Origin of the sequence: Mycobacterium colombiense CECT 3035 (assembly GCF_002105755.1) — a bacterium.
GTDB classification, from domain to species: domain Bacteria; phylum Actinomycetota; class Actinomycetes; order Mycobacteriales; family Mycobacteriaceae; genus Mycobacterium; species Mycobacterium colombiense.
Genome location: NZ_CP020821.1, coordinates 4275874 through 4290684, shown reverse-complemented (window position 1 = coordinate 4290684; position 14811 = coordinate 4275874). Strand labels below are relative to the sequence as shown.

The following is a 14811-nucleotide window of genomic DNA, read 5'->3' as shown; positions in this document are numbered from 1 at the left end:
CACCCGGTTTATTTTTCGGCGAGGAAAGCGCGGACCCGATCCAGGACCAGGTCGGGCCGCTGGTCGACGATCCAGTGCCCGACGCCGTCGACCAGCTCGACTTCGAAATCGTCGATGCGGTCGGCATAACCGTCGGTGAGATCCGGCGTGATCACCGGATCTTCGGTGCCCGTCAGCCAGCGGACCGGGACGTCGACGCGGGCATCGTTGTATTGCCCGCGCATCCATTTGCGCATCTCCTTGGTTTGGAAGCTGCGGTACCACCGCGAACCGGCCTCCGCGTGGCCGGGCTGCTGCATGCACTCGAGGTACATGCGGGTGTCGTCCTCGGGCAGGGTGTAACCACCCCCGACCCACGACCCGAGCATCCGGACGAATCGCGAATTGGGGTCGCTGATCACCCGCGGTCCGATGACCGGCAGCGAAATCGGGATCTGATACCAGAACCGCCAGATATTGCGCAGGGTCGACAGGCTCGGCTTCACCCACGGCGCAACGGTATTCACGCCGAAGAACCCGGTCACCCGCTCCGGATGGCGCAGCATCATGATGAACGCGACCGGCCCGCCCCAGTCGTGGGCCACCAGCTTGACCGTCGCGACGCCAAGGCGTTCCAGCACCCCGGCCAGGTCGTCGGCCATCTCGTCCTTGGTGTAGCTGGTGCGTGGCGCCGAACTCCAGCCCGAGCCGCGCAGGTCCGGACACAACACGCGGTAGCCGTCGGCGGCCAGCGGCCCGATCAGCTCGCGCCATTCCCACCAGTTCTGCGGGAAGCCGTGCACCAACATCACCGCCGGCCCGCTCGCCGGCCCGGCGTCCGCGACGTGGATCGTCACGCCGCTTCCCAGATCGACATACCTGTGTTCCACACCGTCGAGCGCGGGCATAGTGACCATGACTTGAGAACGTAGCGGCTCGGAAAGGCTTAGGCCAGAAACCGTTCGACATACGGCGCGAAGCGCTCGCGCAGGTTGGCCTCGTCCAGCCCGAACATCTCATAGGACGTCTCGACATTGCCCAGCCGCCCACGCCGGTGGCCCGCGAGGTAGTCGCCGACGGCCGCGCGCACCTCATCGGTGAACGGTTCGCCGGCCAGGGCGTATACCCGCTCGGCAACGCCGAGTTCGTCCGCCATGAAGTCGTCGAACCGGATGTCGATCGAGCGGTCCGGACCGATGGTGTCGCGGTCGCGAACGAGCGCGCTCAGCATCTGGTCGAGGCGGTCGATCCAGGACTTGGCGATCTGTTCCACCGGCACCGGCGAGCGGTGCATGCGGGCGGAGTAGGTGATCATCGCGATCATCGACAGCGCCACCGGCACCGGGTCGCGGTGCGTGAACACGACGATGCTGTCGGGGAAGACCCGATCCAGCACCCGCACCTGCTCGAGATGCTGGGGCGACTTGAGCAGCCAGCGCCGTCCCCCACGCAGAAACTGCATCGCCCGGAGTTGGGTGGCCAGGTACTGGTAGTGCGGCGTCTGGTCGTGGGCCCGGTAATAGTCCCGCCACCGCGGCACCTCGGCCAGCGTCTCGAACAACATCGTGGACATGTCGTTGGCCAACAGCTGGATCTCTTCGTGCACATGGTCGGTGGTCATCTCGTGCATCAACGGGAAATGCGGCATCACCAGATTGACCACCCCGACCGCGACGTCCATTCGCGCCCGGCGCGGATCCGGTTCGACGCCAACCTCATTCGGCAACGGGAAGGGCTCGTTACTTTCCCAGTACGGCATGGTGCGGAAGGTCGGCGGCGCGGCCAGCAGGTTGTGCAGGTGCGTGGTGCCGGTGCGGGGCAGCCCGGCGATCACCACCGGCGAACGCAGTTCGAGGCCTTCGATCTCGGGATGGCGAGCCAGCAGGTCGGTCAGCAGCAACCGATTCTTGAGCAGCTGCAGCAGCTGCCCGTAGAAGTTCACCACTCCCGCGTCGTGCAGCCCGTCGATGTCGCGCAGCGCGGCGAGGTAGACATCGAGGCGCTCGCGGTAGTCGTCGGGCCCGAAGTCGTGCAGGCCGGTGTCGGCGCTGGCCTGGGCGTGCAGCGCCTCGGCATCCAACGGACACTGGGCGGCCATCGTGGCCATCATGTCGAGAATCTGCCGGCCCTCTGCGCTGAATCGCGGCACGGGCAGGTCTTCGAGGCGAACTGAGCGAACGGCATCGGTCACGCGGACTTATGTTACTCTGAGTTTCGTAATGGTAGTAGACTTCGGCAGACCCCGAGACCCCCGCATCGATGCCGCGGTGTTGGGCGCCACCGTTGAGCTGCTCGCCGAGACGGGCTACCCCGGGCTGCTGGTCTCCGCCATCGCCGAGCGGGCCGGCACCAGCAAGCCCGCGATCTACCGCCGCTGGCCCAGCAAGGCGCACCTGGTGCACGAGGCGGTATTTCCGATCGGAGCCGGCACCGCCATCCCCGATACCGGGTCGACGGCCGACGGCCTACGCGAGATGGTCCGCCGCACAATGGATTTCCTCACCACACCGGCCGCCCGGGCGGCACTGCCGGGGCTGATCGGCGAGATGGCCGCGGATCCGACGCTGCATTCGGCGCTGCTGGAGCGCTTCGCCGGCGTCATCGGCGGCGGCCTCGCCGACTGGCTGGCGGGCGCCGCGGCGAGCGGCGAGGTGCGGCCGGACGTCACCGCCGCCGAACTCGCCGAGACCATCGCCGGCATCACGCTGGTAGCCCTGCTCACCCGCGCCACCGAACTCGACGATGCGTGGGTCGACCGCACCACCACGTTGCTCCTGAAAGGAATCAGCGCATGACGCACCAGTCGACCGAGGCGTGGCAGGAACTGTTGAAAACCCTTGGCGAACTGGGACACTCCTTCCTCGAGGGCGACCGTGCGGTCACCGACGACCGCCACGTCGCCGACGGCTACCGCATGCTGGCCGCCACCCTGGGCGTGGCCCTGGACACCTACCTGTTCCCCGAACCGGGCCGCCCGCAGTTCGTCGCAGTCAACACACCCTTTCGCCGCGACCGACGCTGGGGCGGCGACAACACCGACGCCTACTACTTCATCTGCCCGATCGATCCCGAGCGCCGGTACCGGATCAGCGGGAACAAGGGTGACAGCGTGTACTTTTCGGTGACGGCCTACAACGAGCCGACCCCCGGCGCGTGGTCGGATCGGGTCGTCACGATCGTCCGCGACACCGACCTCGATATCGACGCCGACGGCAACTTCACCTTCGAATTCCCCGCCACGCCCGACGCGGCCGTGCTGATGACCCGCGACTACCAGGCCGACCCCCTGACCGGGCGCCCGGTGACCTGGCACATCGAAGCACTCGACGAGCCCGACCCGATCCGGCACGGTGACGCCGAGACCGCGGCGAACCTGCGCGCCGCCGCCACCTGGCTGCGGACCATGTTCGCCATCGTGCCGCTGCCCGTCGCGGAGCGCGTCCGCGAAAGGGATGAGTCGCAGCACGCTCTGGGGCACGAAACCGCCCATGCGGCCAATGCTTTCGCCGATCCCTATCAGGTGCCCGACGCCAACTTCGGCTGGTCGGCGCGCGACGCCTGCTACTCCTACGGCAGTTTCGTGCTCGACGAGGACGAGGCGCTGGTGATCACGCACCGGCCGCCGTCGTGCAGGTTCTGGAACCTGGTGGTGTGGAACCAGTTCATGGCGACGGTCGGTCCGCAGGACGCCCGATGCTCCCTCAACGGCCACAGCGCCGTCCCCAACAGCGACGGTTCGGTGACGGTCGTCTTGTCCGCCGGCAACACGGCGCACCCCAATTCGCTTACCACGCTGGGCTATCCGCGCGGCAACCTGGCATTTCGCTGGTTCCTTGCCGACGGCGTGCCGCAGCGGCCCGAGGTGCGACTCGTCAAGGCGGCCGATGCGCCGACCGCGGTGAGCTAACTCGGCGAGTGTGGGCCTCAACTACGGGAAGCGCCCAGAGTCAGCCGACCTGGCGAACCAGCTCGATCCACGTCGAAGCTTCGACTGTCGGGGTATCCGCATAGCGCGCGCCGGTCCATTCCACGGACCTCATTGTGCCCCTGTCGCGGCGCGAGGCAATCCCCCGCCGCGTGGGGTTCAGGCGGCGACCGGCTCGGGTTCCGGGGACTTCTCGGCGCCCGCCTTCTGCACCCAGGAGTCCGGGAAGGTCAGCCGGACGATCTTGCGCACGACGGTGCCGAACTGGCGCAGCAGCGGGCCGCGGTTGTACGGGATGCCGTAGCGTTCGCAGATCTTCTGCACCTCGGGCGCGATCTCGGAGTAGCGGCGGGCCGGCATGTCGGGGAACAGGTGGTGCTCGATCTGGTGCGACAGGTTGCCGGAGAGCAGGTGAAACAGCTTGCCGCCGGTGAGGTTTGCCGAGCCGAGCACCTGGCGGAAGTACCACATGCCGCGCGACTCGTCCTTGGTCTCCTCGACGGTGAATTCCTGTGTGCCGTCCGGGAAGTGGCCGCAGAAGATGATCATGTACGACCACACGTTGCGCATCAGGTTGGCGGTGAGGTTACCGGTGAAGACGAACGGCGCGACGGGTCCGGCCAGCAGCGGGAAGGCGACGTAGTCCTTGAGGGTCTGGCGGCGGGTCTTCTTCCAGATGGCACGAAGGACTTCGCGCTTGTCCTCGAGTCGGATCTCCCCGGAGCGGATGCGCTCGGTTTCCAGCTCGTGCAGCGCCACACCGTACTGGAACAACACCATCAGTAAGAACGCGTAGACCGGGTTGCCGAGGAAGTAGGGCTGCCACCGCTGGTCCTCGCTCATCCGCAGGATCCCGTAACCGATGTCGCGGTCCATCCCCACGATATTGGTGTGGGTGTGGTGCATGTAGTTGTGCGAGTGCCGCCACTGATCGGCCGGGCACGCCGTGTCCCACTCGAAGGTGCGCCCGGAGATGGCCGGGTCGCGCATCCAGTCGTACTGGCCGTGCATGATGTTGTGGCCGATCTCCATGTTGTCCAGGATCTTCGACAGGCCGAGCATCGTGGTGCCGGCCAGCCACGCCGGCGGCAGAAACCCGGCGAACAACAGCGCCCGGCCGCCGACTTCCAGCGCGCGCTGGGTCTTGATCACGCGGCGGATGTAGCCGGCGTCCTGTTCGCCGAGTTCTGCCATCACGCGTTCCTTGATGGCGTCGAGTTCGCGGCCGAACTCGTCGGCCTGTTCGGGCGTCAGAGTGATCTTGACATTCGACATTGCTTGTCCTCCAAGTCTTTTCTGGGCTGCTCTGATTCGTTACAGCGACAGGTCCACGTCACCGACCGGAACGGACACGCAGATCTGCACGTCCTCATCGGGAGCGGTCGAGACCGCACCGGTGACCAGGTTGCGCACGGTACCGGCGGTTTTGCGCCGTGTGCAGGTGTGGCAGATGCCCATCCGGCATCCGTTTTCGGGCGTCAGGCCCGCCGATTCGGCCTGCTCCAGCAGCGGTCGCCCGTCGTCGACGATGTCGACTCCGCTGTCGGCGAACGTGACTCGTCCGCCCGACGCGTTCGCCGGCGCATCGAAGACCGGCGGCACGAAGCTCTCGGTGTGCACGTTGTCGCAGTGTGACCGGACGGCCTCGACCAGAGGCGTTGGCCCGCAGACGAATACCGCATCGGGTGACGGCATCGCGGCGGCCAGATGATCCGGGCCGAACCGCCCGACGAGGTCGCCCTCGTCGGATCGGGTATAGCCGTGCAGCACCCGCACCGAGGGCATCGCGGCCAGCTCGGCGCGGTAGCACGCCTCGGCGGGCGTGCGGGCGTAGTGGATGAACGCGACCTCGCCCGGGTGGTCCTGGGCGATCAGGGTGCGCGCCATCGACAGCACGGGGGTGATGCCGCTACCCCCGGAAACGAGCAGGATGCGCCGCGGGCTCTGCGGTCCGCGCGCCGGCAACGTGAAGTCGCCGCCGATGCCCGTCAGACCGACCACCATGCCGGGGCGGGCGTGTTCGTACAGATAGTTGGAGACCAGGCCGCCCTCGTGCCGGCCGATGGTCAACTCGAGGCTGGCCGCCCCCTCGGCATTGGCGGGCGAATAGCAGCGGGTGTGCCGGCGGCCGTCGATCTCGACGGTGAGGTTGACGTACTGGCCGGCCCTGAGGCTGTGGGCGGACAGGAAGGTGTCATTGGGGGTCAGGGTCAGGGTGACGCTGCGCGGGGTGGTCCGCCGCACGTCGGTCACCTTGGCGCGGGCTTCGCCCAGCGTCCATGTCGGCGCCACCAGCTCGGTGTAGCGGTCGACGCCGTGCGGACCGGTCAGCAGGTCTAGGAGCTCTGAACCCAACACGCGCTGCCGAAGGGTCCGCGCGAGGACTCGGCCAGAAGCTTGAGCGGTTTGAGTGAACATATGTACACCGTGTGACCGCAACAGCCATGCAGTCAAGGGTTTACTGCCTGGCTGTGGTAGGGTTCACACAGTGAACGGCCGTACTCCTAGCTCACGCGAGCGCGGCTCTGGCCGCGAACGGGCGCGCGAAAGCCAGTCGCGCGAGGAGCGCAAGGAGGCGACCCGCCGGGCGATCATCGCGGCGGCTCTCAAGCTGTTGCAGGACCGCAGCTTCTCCAGCCTGAGCCTGCGGGAGGTGACCCGCGAGGTCGGGATCGTTCCGGCGGCGTTCTACCGGCATTTCGAATCGATGGAGGCCCTCGGCCTGGTCTTGATCGACGAATCGTTCCGCAGCCTGCGTGACACCCTGCGCGATGCCCGTGCCGGCAAGCTCGACCCGAACCGGGTGATCGAGTCGTCCGTGGAGATCCTGGTCGCCAGCGTCGCCGACAGGCGTGAACACTGGCGGCTGATCGGCCGCGAGCGCAACAGCGGACTGTCGGTGCTGCGCTACGCCATTCGCACCGAGATCCGGCTGATCACCTCCGAACTGGCCACCGACCTGGCGCGCTTCCCCGGGCTGAACAAGTGGACCACCGAGGATCTCAACGTGCTGGCGACCCTGTTCGTCAACGCCATGATCGTGATCGCGGAGGCCATCGAGGACTCGCAGAGCACCGAGGCGACCGAAGACATCCGCCGGCTCGCGGTCAAGCAGCTGCGAATGATCGCGACCGGCATCGCCGGCTGGCGCAGCACACCCTGACCGCGTCGGCTGCAGTAAACAGCCGAGCACTGACTTACTCGTCGACGACGTCGTACAGCGAGTCGCCGTCCTCGGGGGTGCCGTCGATCTGGCCCCGATGGGCGCGCCGCGGTGTGTCGTCGACCGGCTCGATGGCATCGGGAACGTCGGGCTCCTCGGCCGCCAACCGCGCATCGAGGGATTCGCCCTCACGTTCCTCCCTGGCCGTCACGCCGAACCGGTTGGCCTCGCTCCAGCCCTCGGGCGGGTCGACGACGATGTCGCCGTCGTCGTTGCGCAGTTCGTCCGAGTCGGTGCCTTCGCTCGCGTTCAGGGTGTCACCCGGGCCGCCCTCTTCGGGGAAGTCCGCGGGATCCACCAGCCCGTCCGCCTGGGGGTTATCGCTCATGCCGGAACGGTTGCCCGCCGCATCGGGGGTTAAACGCGGGCCGGGGGCCGTTCCGTCCGGCCGCTAGCGCGGCGGCCGCCACATGGCCCACAGCGACGGACCATCGTCCGGCAGGACGATCTCACGGGTGACCGTGAAGCCGAAACGCTCGTAGTAGGGCACGTTTTCGGGCTTGCTCGACTCGAGGTAGGCCGGGCAGTACTCCGCGTCGCAGCGGTCCAGCCGTGACCGCATCAATGCCTGACCGAAGCCCTTACCGCGGACGTCCGGATCGCTGCCGATCACCGCCAGATACCAGTGCGGTTCGGCGGGGTGCACGCTCTTCATCAACTCCTGGATCGCGCGTCCACGCATCGAGCGCAGCCCGAACACCCGGATGAACGTCGGGGTCATCGCCAGCTGCGCACGCGACGTCTCCTGCCACTGGTCGGGTGGATCCCACAGCGCCGCAGCGCCGATAGCCGCGTCCGCGTGGGCCACCTCCACGCCCCCGCGGGCCAGGTGGTGGTGGCGCGTCATCGTCGCGAACAGGCGGGACAGGTGCGCGGTCCGTTTGTCCGGGTCGGGAATCAACCAGATCATCACCGGATCGTCGTAGAACGCGCGCGCCAGCGTGCGCGACAGCGTGCGGACATCGGCTTTGACTGCCGGTCGGACCTGCGGGATCATCCGCAACACGCTAGTGCGTGTGAGGCCCGGTTGGACGGGTATGCCGATCCGGTGACGGGCATCTCTCGGCGAGCGTTCGGGCGGGTGGCAGCCGGTGCCGGCATGCTCGGGTCCGTCGGGGTGGCCGGCGGATGCGCGAAACCGGCAGGCGAGCATGGCAAGTCCAGCGGCCCGCCGCCGGCGGGCAAGGGCGTCGGATTGGTGCTCTCCCACGAGCAGTTCCGCACCGATCGGCTGGTGGCGCAGGCTCAGGCGGCCGAGCAGGCGGGCTTTCAGTACGTGTGGGCCAGCGATCACATCCAGCCGTGGCAGGACAACGAGGGCCATGCGATGTTTCCCTGGCTGACGCTGGCGCTCGTGGGCAGCAACACCACCCGCGTCTCGTTCGGCACCGGGGTTACCTGTCCGACGTACCGGTACCACCCCGCCACGGTCGCCCAGGCGTTCGCCTCCCTGGCGATCCTCAACCCGGGCAGGGTATTCCTGGGGGTGGGCACCGGCGAGCGCCTCAACGAACAGGCCACCACCAACAGCTACGGCAACTACGCCGAACGCCGCGACCGGCTTGCCGAAGCGATCGACCTGATTCGCCAACTGTGGAGTGGCACCCGAATCTCGTTCTCCGGCCGCTATTTCCAGACAAACTCGCTGAAGCTCTACGACGTTCCGCCCACGCCCCCACCGATCTTCGTTGCCGCGGGCGGCCCGAAAAGCGCGAAGCTCGCCGGACAGCGCGGGGACGGCTGGATCGCCCAGGACCGCGACATCACCAACCCAAAACTGTTGGCGGCCTTCGCTGCCGGTGCGCAGTCCGCCGGCCGTGACACCGCCACGCTGGGCAAGCGCGCCGAACTGTTCGCGGTCGTCGGAGACAACACCGAGGCCGCCCGGGCCGCGACGCTGTGGCGTTTCACGGCCGGGGCGGTCGATCAGCCCAACCCCGTCGAGATCCAGCGCGCGGCCGAGGTCAACCCCATCGACAAGGTGCTGGCCGGCTGGACCGTCGGCACCGACCCGGCCGTGCACATCGGAGCCGTGCAGCGGGTTCTGGACGCCGGTGCCGTCCCGTTCCTGCACTTCCCCCAAGACGATCCCGTCGCCGCCATCGAGTTCTACCGCGCCAACGTCTTACCGAAGTTGCACTGAACGCTGCCACGCCGGTTACGTGTCATAGCCAGATCATGCAGAATCGGGGGCCTATGGACGTTTCAGACCCGGGCTCCCGCCACGAGCTGGCCGTGCGGATGGCCGAGCTCGCCCGCGGAATCGCCGCACCGCGCAGCCTCGAGCAGGTGCTGGCCGAGGTGACCGCTATGGCGGTGGAGGTGATACCGGGCGCCGACATCGCGGGTGTGCTGCTGGTGGGGAAGGGCGGCGAGTTCGAATCGCTGGCGGATACCGACGGCCTGGCCGCACAGCTCGACAAGCTGCAGCACGACTTCGGCGAGGGACCCTGCGCCGAGGCAGCACTGCAGGAGACGACTGTGCGCAGCGATGACCTGCGCAACGAGCCGCGCTGGCCCAAGTACGCGCCCGCGGCGGTCGAGCTCGGCGTGCTCAGCAGCATGTCCTTCAAGCTGTACACCGCCGACCGGACTGCCGGCGCGCTCAACCTGTTCGGCTATCGACCCAATGTGTGGGACGCCGAAGCCGAGACGATCGGCTCGGTGTTCGCCGCGCACGCCGCCGCGGCGATCCTGGCCGGAAGCCATGCGGAGCAACTGTATTCGGCGGTGTCGACGCGAGACCGGATCGGTCAGGCCAAGGGCATCATCATGGAGCGCTTCGGCGTGGACGACGTGCGGGCCTTCGACCTGCTCCGGATGCTCTCGCAGGAGAACCAGATGAAACTGGTCGACATCGCCCAGCGGATCATCGACACCCGTGGCGAGCACGAATAGGTCCTTGCCGGAACCGAAGCGTTCGCCCCGCTCTAGGATGGGATGGCTTCATCAACGAGTCCGGCGCGACGTGGCGCCGGGGATTGGTCGGCCACCGTGTGGGACTTCGAAACGGACCCCGAATACCAGGCAAAGCTGGACTGGGTCGAAAAATTCATGACCGAAGAGCTGGAACCGCTCGACCTGGTCGCTCTTGATCCGTACGACAAAAAGAACCCCGAGATGATGGCCATCCTGCGGCCCTTGCAGCAGCAGGTGAAGGACCAGGGGTTGTGGGCCGCGCACCTGCGCCCCGAGCTCGGCGGCCAGGGCTTCGGCCAGGTCAAGCTCGCCCTGCTCAACGAGATCCTCGGGCGGTCCCGTTGGGCGCCTTCGGTGTTCGGCTGCCAGGCACCGGATTCCGGCAACGCCGAGATCCTTGCGCTGTTCGGCACCGACGAACAGAAGGCCCGCTACCTGCAGCCGTTGCTGGACGGCGAGATCACCTCGTGCTACTCGATGACCGAACCACAGGGTGGTTCGGATCCGGGGATGTTCGTGACGAGCGCAACCCGGGACGGGGACGACTGGGTTATCAACGGGGAGAAGTGGTTCTCCAGCAACGCCAAGCACGCGTCGTTCTTCATCGTCATGGCGGTGACCAAGCCCGACGCCCGCACGTACGAGAAGATGTCGCTTTTCATCGTTCCGGGCGAGACGCCGGGGATCGAGATCATCCGCAACGTCGGGGTGGGGGGCGAGTCGAAGCACGGTTCGCATGGGTACGTCCGCTACAACGACGTCCGAGTGCCGGCCGATCATGTGCTCGGCGGCGAGGGTGCGGCGTTCATGATCGCGCAGACCCGCCTCGGCGGTGGCCGCGTCCACCATGCGATGCGCACGATCGCCCTGGCGCGCAAGGCCTTTGACATGATGTGCGAACGCGCCGTGTCACGCAAGACCAGGCACGGCCACCTGTCCGACTTCCAGATGACGCAGGAGAAGATCGCCGACAGCTGGATTCAGATCGAGCAGTTCCGGCTGTTGGTGCTGCGCACCGCCTGGTTGATCGACAAACACGACGACTATCAGAAGGTGCGCCGCGACATCGCGGCCGTGAAAGTCGCGATGCCCCAGGTGCTGCACGACGTCGCGCAGCGCGCCCTGCATCTGCACGGCGCGCTCGGCGTCTCCGACGAGATGCCGTTCGTCAAGATGCTGGTGGCCGCGGAGTCGCTGGGCATCGCCGACGGCGCCACCGAGCTGCACAAGATGACGGTCGCCCGCCGCACCCTGCGTGAATACGAGCCGGTGACAACGCCTTTCCCGTCGGCCCATATCCCGACCCGGCGCGCCGAAGCCCAAGCGCGTCTGGCCGAGCGGCTGGAGCACGCGGTCGCCGAGTTCTAGGGGCTAGGCGTCAGGCGACGAAACGAACCACGCTTTCGGCCACACACGCCGGCTTGGCCGAACCGTCGATCTCGACGGTGGTCGAGATCGTCGCCTGCACGGCACCGTTGCCCACGTCGTCGACGCTGACCAACGAACTCTGGGCACGCACCCGAGAGCCGACCGGGACCGGCGCGGGGAAGCGAACCTTGTTGAGGCCGTAGTTGATTGCGAGCTTGATGCCGTTGACGGTGTAGATCTGGTGCTGCAGCCGCGGCAGCAACGCCAGGGTCATGAAACCGTGGGCGATGGTCGTGCCGAACGGACCCGAGGCGGCCCGCTCCGGATCGACGTGGATCCACTGGTGATCACCGGTCGCATCGGCGAACAGGTTGACGTCTTCCTGGGTGACGGTGACCCAGTCGCTGTGCCCGAGGGTTTCGCCCGCGGCCGCGGCAAGTTCGGTAACTGATTCGAAGGTGCGCATTGAGGTCTCTCCTTGGTTTCGGCTGCTAACAATAGCGCTGGGCGTCCACGCCCCGGCCATCCGGCCAATGCACAACACGGTTTGTCCACGAGCGTCGCGGGTAGTAGGCGGAGAACGATTTGACCCCGACCTCCCGGGAGGCCATCGCATGCCCGATGTGATCGCACACCACGGCATCTTCAAGGACACCCGCCTGCACGTCGACGACACCGGCGGTGCGGGGAGACCGGTATTGCTCATGCACCCGTGGCCGCTGTCGGCCCGGACGTGGTCGGCGCAAATCCGCGCCCTGCGCGCGGCCGGCTATCGCGTCGTCGCGTACGACCGGCGCGGTTTCGGGCGCAGCGACAAGCCCCCCACCGGCTACACCTACGAAAGCCTCACCGAGGATCTGCACGCCCTGATCGAGGCCCTTGACCTGCACGACGCCACGCTCGTCGGCTCGTCCATGGGCGGCGGCGAGATCGCCCGTTACCTGTCGGCCTACGGCGCGGATCGGGTGCGCAGCGTGGTGTTCGCCTCCTCGGTGACGCCGTACCTGCTCCAGACGACCGACAATCCGGACGGCCCGCTCACCATGAAGGACGCGGCCCGGGCGACCGCCGAGTTAGTCAAAGACCTCGATGCCTTCTACGACCAGCAGATGACCGAATTCTTCTCCGCCAACGGGCAATTGAGAGTGAGCCCCGCCACCCGCGCCGGTGCGCTCGCGCTGTGCAGGCAGGCGAGTAAGGAAGCTTCGCTGGCCTGCATGGCCGCATGGTCCAACACCGACTTCCGTGCCGACCTAACCCGGGTCTCGGTGCCGGCCCTGATCATCCACGGCGACGGTGACGAATCCGTGCCGCTCGACGGTTCGGCCCGGCGCACGCACGAGGCGATCCCCGGCAGCGAACTGCGGATCATCGCCGACGGGCCCCACGGCTGCCACATCAGCCATCCCAGCGAATTCAACGCTGCCCTGCTCGAATTTTTGGCGCGCTAGCACCGGCCGCGGGCCGCCTGACCGTTTCGCGCGGGCCGTCGGGGGAATCCCTCCGGGACGTTCAACGAAAAGGAAGCCACCATGTCAGATCACAAGGGCCACAAAGCCGAGGAAGACGTGGACGCTGAGACGCACCAGGCTCAGTCCCGCGCCGCCGCGGGCGAGGAAGACGGCTCGTACGTGGGTGCGGCGGGTTCCGACGATTCCTTCGACGCCGGTGAGTCGGGCGCCGAGGCCCGCAGCCGGCAAGACTGACGCCACAAGGGCCGAGTGCGAAGTCGTCGCCCGGCGGTCCTCACGAGAGGCCGCACAGGACCACGGCGATACCCACGATCACGAGTGCCAACGCCGTAATCGCTCGATGCCGAGCCTGAATCCACCGTCGCAGCCGCTCGAGTCAGAATGGGGGCGGTCGAAAGCGTCGGCAAGTCAACACCTTTCGGTCGGGTCGAGCGCCGGGGCGCCATGACCCCGCCGCGCTGCTTTGCGGTAGCGACTTATCCCAGCGCGCCGATCGCGGCTTGGAGCTTGGCGGTGGCCTGGTCGGCGACCTCTTGCAGGGCCGCCTGGTCTCCGGTCACCTTGACCATGAGTTGGGGATCCATCGCTTCGACCAGAACCGCATCGGCCTCCCCCGCGGGGTCGGACCGCACCACGACGTTGCACGGCAACAACTGGCCGATCTGACGGTGGATGCCCAGCGCGCGATGCGCGAGCGTCGGGTTGCAGGCACCCAGGATGAGGTAGTTCTCCATGTCTTCGCCGAGTTTCTGCTTGAGCGTGGCTTTCACGTCGATCGTGGTCAGCACTCCAAAACCCTGATCCGCCAGCGCTTTCGTGGTTCGATCCACCGCATCCTCGAACGAGGTGTGCAGCGTGGTGCTCAATGCCGATGTCATCTGTTTCTCCTCATTTCGGGTGTGAAGTACCCAACTATCGCCCGGTGCCGGGCTAGGCCGCGGTGCGTGGCCGTTGCAACTGGGCGAACTGCGGGGTACGGGCCAACGTTTCGACGGCATCGAACAGCGCGGACGCGTCGTCGGCGGCGGGGACCCCGGTGAGAACCGGCCCGAAGAAGGTGCGTTCGCCGATCCGCAGAATGGGGCTGCCGCCGGTTTCACCCAGCGCGTCTTGTCCCGCCTGATGTTGCTGCCGGATGGACTCGTCCAACGATTCGTCCGATACCGCGGCCGCCGTGGCGCCACGGGCCCCGGCCGCCATCAAGACCTGCGCGACGAGGTTGGCATCGACGGGCTCGGAACGATCGAAGTACCGCTCGCCGAAGGCGAAATACGCGGCCGTCCAGCCCGCGACGCCATGCTGGCGCGCAACGGCGGACATCAGCCGGCCGATCTGCTTCGAATCACGCATCCGGGCCTGCTGCGCGGGCGGCAATTCGCGCCCCTCGTTGAGGACCGCCAGGCTCATCAGCTGCCAGTCGATCGCCAAACCCGTCCGCTCGGCGACGGTGCGCAGCCACCGTGCGGTGTTCCACGAGAAGGGACACACCGGGTCCAGCCACAGCGTCACCTTCGGTGCAGCCTGATCACTCTCGGTGGCGGACATCTGCCCTTCCCCCTTCCGTATCGGCCGGGCCGTCAGGCCAGGCTCAAGAACAGTTTTTCCAGCTCATCCATCGACAGAGGCGCGGCGCCGGCGGGCTGGTTCTCTGCCGGCAAGATGCAGTCCCGCAGACCCGACGCGATGATCTTGAAGCCCGCGCGATCCAGGGCCCGCGATACCGCCGCGAGCTGGGTGACGACGTCTTTGCAGCCCCGCCCCTGCTCGATCATCGAGATGACGCCACCGAGCTGTCCCTGCGCCCGACGCAGCCGGGCGAGGACGGCATCGATGTCGCCCTGATCATGTCTGGCGACGGCGCCGTCGATCGAGGAACTGCCATTTACTTCGTTTGCCATAGCTCCTTCATACCATACCCGGCGGGG

General features: G+C 67.2%; 18 protein-coding genes. 8 read left to right on the top strand and 10 right to left on the bottom strand.

Annotated elements, in window-relative coordinates; genetic code table 11:
• Window positions 1-8 precede the first annotated feature (8 nt).
• Window positions 9-896 (bottom strand): alpha/beta fold hydrolase, encoded by an 888-nt coding sequence (locus B9D87_RS20120; protein WP_040629476.1) that lies wholly within the window; start codon window positions 894-896, stop codon window positions 9-11.
• A gap of 29 nt (window positions 897-925) precedes the next feature.
• Window positions 926-2170, bottom strand: coding sequence for a sulfotransferase family protein (locus B9D87_RS20115; RefSeq protein WP_007769344.1), 1245 nt, complete (start codon window positions 2168-2170; stop codon window positions 926-928).
• Between the two features lie 28 nt (window positions 2171-2198).
• Here B9D87_RS20115 and B9D87_RS20110 point away from each other — a divergent pair, with 28 nt between their 5' ends.
• Both B9D87_RS20110 and B9D87_RS20105 read left to right on the top strand, forming a co-directional pair.
• A complete protein-coding gene (locus tag B9D87_RS20110; protein WP_040629478.1) occupies window positions 2199-2774 on the top strand; it encodes a TetR/AcrR family transcriptional regulator in 576 nt (191 codons plus the stop codon).
• The gene (locus B9D87_RS20105; RefSeq protein ID WP_007769350.1) at window positions 2771-3886 is read left to right on the top strand and encodes a DUF1214 domain-containing protein; all 1116 of its coding nucleotides are present in this window, start codon (window positions 2771-2773) and stop codon (window positions 3884-3886) included. Before B9D87_RS20110 ends, B9D87_RS20105 begins: the two co-directional genes overlap by 4 nt.
• Window positions 3887-4063: 177 nt before the next feature.
• Here the strand turns inward: B9D87_RS20105 and B9D87_RS20100 are convergent, their stop codons facing one another.
• Together B9D87_RS20100 and B9D87_RS20095 are read right to left on the bottom strand one after the other, a co-directional pair.
• Complete coding sequence (locus B9D87_RS20100) at window positions 4064-5179, bottom strand: fatty acid desaturase family protein (protein ID WP_007769352.1); 1116 nt, start codon at window positions 5177-5179, stop codon at window positions 4064-4066.
• Window positions 5180-5218: 39 nt separating this feature from the next.
• Complete coding sequence (locus B9D87_RS20095) at window positions 5219-6322, bottom strand: ferredoxin reductase (RefSeq protein WP_040629481.1); 1104 nt, start codon at window positions 6320-6322, stop codon at window positions 5219-5221.
• A 70-nt stretch (window positions 6323-6392) separates the two neighbouring features.
• Here B9D87_RS20095 and B9D87_RS20090 point away from each other — a divergent pair, with 70 nt between their 5' ends.
• Entirely contained in the window at window positions 6393-7067 is a 675-nt protein-coding gene (locus B9D87_RS20090; RefSeq protein ID WP_007769359.1) for a TetR family transcriptional regulator, read from the top strand.
• A gap of 34 nt (window positions 7068-7101) precedes the next feature.
• Here B9D87_RS20090 and B9D87_RS20085 read toward each other — a convergent pair whose 3' ends face one another.
• Complete coding sequence (locus B9D87_RS20085; RefSeq protein WP_007769360.1) at window positions 7102-7455, bottom strand: hypothetical protein; 354 nt, start codon at window positions 7453-7455, stop codon at window positions 7102-7104.
• 63 nt (window positions 7456-7518) lie between these two features.
• Window positions 7519-8124 carry a GNAT family N-acetyltransferase gene (locus B9D87_RS20080; protein WP_007769365.1) on the bottom strand — a complete coding sequence of 202 codons (606 nt, stop codon included), beginning with the start codon at window positions 8122-8124 and terminating at the stop codon, window positions 7519-7521.
• 51 nt (window positions 8125-8175) lie between these two features.
• On the opposite strand from B9D87_RS20080, the gene B9D87_RS20075 reads away from it, so the two are divergent.
• The 3 genes from B9D87_RS20075 (at window position 8176) to B9D87_RS20065 (ending at window position 11414) form a co-directional block, all read left to right on the top strand.
• The gene (locus B9D87_RS20075; protein WP_007769372.1) at window positions 8176-9270 is read left to right on the top strand and encodes a F420-dependent hydroxymycolic acid dehydrogenase; all 1095 of its coding nucleotides are present in this window, start codon (window positions 8176-8178) and stop codon (window positions 9268-9270) included.
• 53 nt (window positions 9271-9323) lie between these two features.
• Entirely contained in the window at window positions 9324-10025 is a 702-nt protein-coding gene (locus tag B9D87_RS20070; protein WP_007769375.1) for a GAF and ANTAR domain-containing protein, read from the top strand.
• 96 nt (window positions 10026-10121) lie between these two features.
• Complete coding sequence (locus tag B9D87_RS20065; protein ID WP_007769378.1) at window positions 10122-11414, top strand: acyl-CoA dehydrogenase family protein; 1293 nt, start codon at window positions 10122-10124, stop codon at window positions 11412-11414.
• A 10-nt stretch (window positions 11415-11424) separates the two neighbouring features.
• On the opposite strand, the gene B9D87_RS20060 is transcribed toward B9D87_RS20065, so the two are convergent.
• Complete coding sequence (locus B9D87_RS20060; protein WP_007769381.1) at window positions 11425-11880, bottom strand: MaoC family dehydratase; 456 nt, start codon at window positions 11878-11880, stop codon at window positions 11425-11427.
• Between the two features lie 148 nt (window positions 11881-12028).
• Between B9D87_RS20060 and B9D87_RS20055 the strand changes: the two genes are divergently transcribed.
• The gene (locus B9D87_RS20055) at window positions 12029-12865 is read left to right on the top strand and encodes an alpha/beta fold hydrolase (protein WP_007769383.1); all 837 of its coding nucleotides are present in this window, start codon (window positions 12029-12031) and stop codon (window positions 12863-12865) included.
• Between the two features lie 81 nt (window positions 12866-12946).
• Entirely contained in the window at window positions 12947-13120 is a 174-nt protein-coding gene (locus tag B9D87_RS27105; protein ID WP_007769385.1) for a hypothetical protein, read from the top strand.
• A gap of 242 nt (window positions 13121-13362) precedes the next feature.
• Here B9D87_RS27105 and B9D87_RS20050 read toward each other — a convergent pair whose 3' ends face one another.
• From B9D87_RS20050 to B9D87_RS20040, 3 genes are read right to left on the bottom strand one after another with little or no spacing between them, the layout of a single operon-like run.
• Window positions 13363-13764 carry a DUF302 domain-containing protein gene (locus B9D87_RS20050; RefSeq protein WP_007769387.1) on the bottom strand — a complete coding sequence of 134 codons (402 nt, stop codon included), beginning with the start codon at window positions 13762-13764 and terminating at the stop codon, window positions 13363-13365.
• Between the two features lie 52 nt (window positions 13765-13816).
• Window positions 13817-14431 (bottom strand): mycothiol-dependent nitroreductase Rv2466c family protein, encoded by a 615-nt coding sequence (locus tag B9D87_RS20045; protein WP_007769389.1) that lies wholly within the window; start codon window positions 14429-14431, stop codon window positions 13817-13819.
• Window positions 14432-14463: 32 nt separating this feature from the next.
• A complete protein-coding gene (locus B9D87_RS20040; protein ID WP_007769390.1) occupies window positions 14464-14784 on the bottom strand; it encodes a metal-sensitive transcriptional regulator in 321 nt (106 codons plus the stop codon).
• Between the last annotated feature and the right edge of the window lie 27 nt (window positions 14785-14811).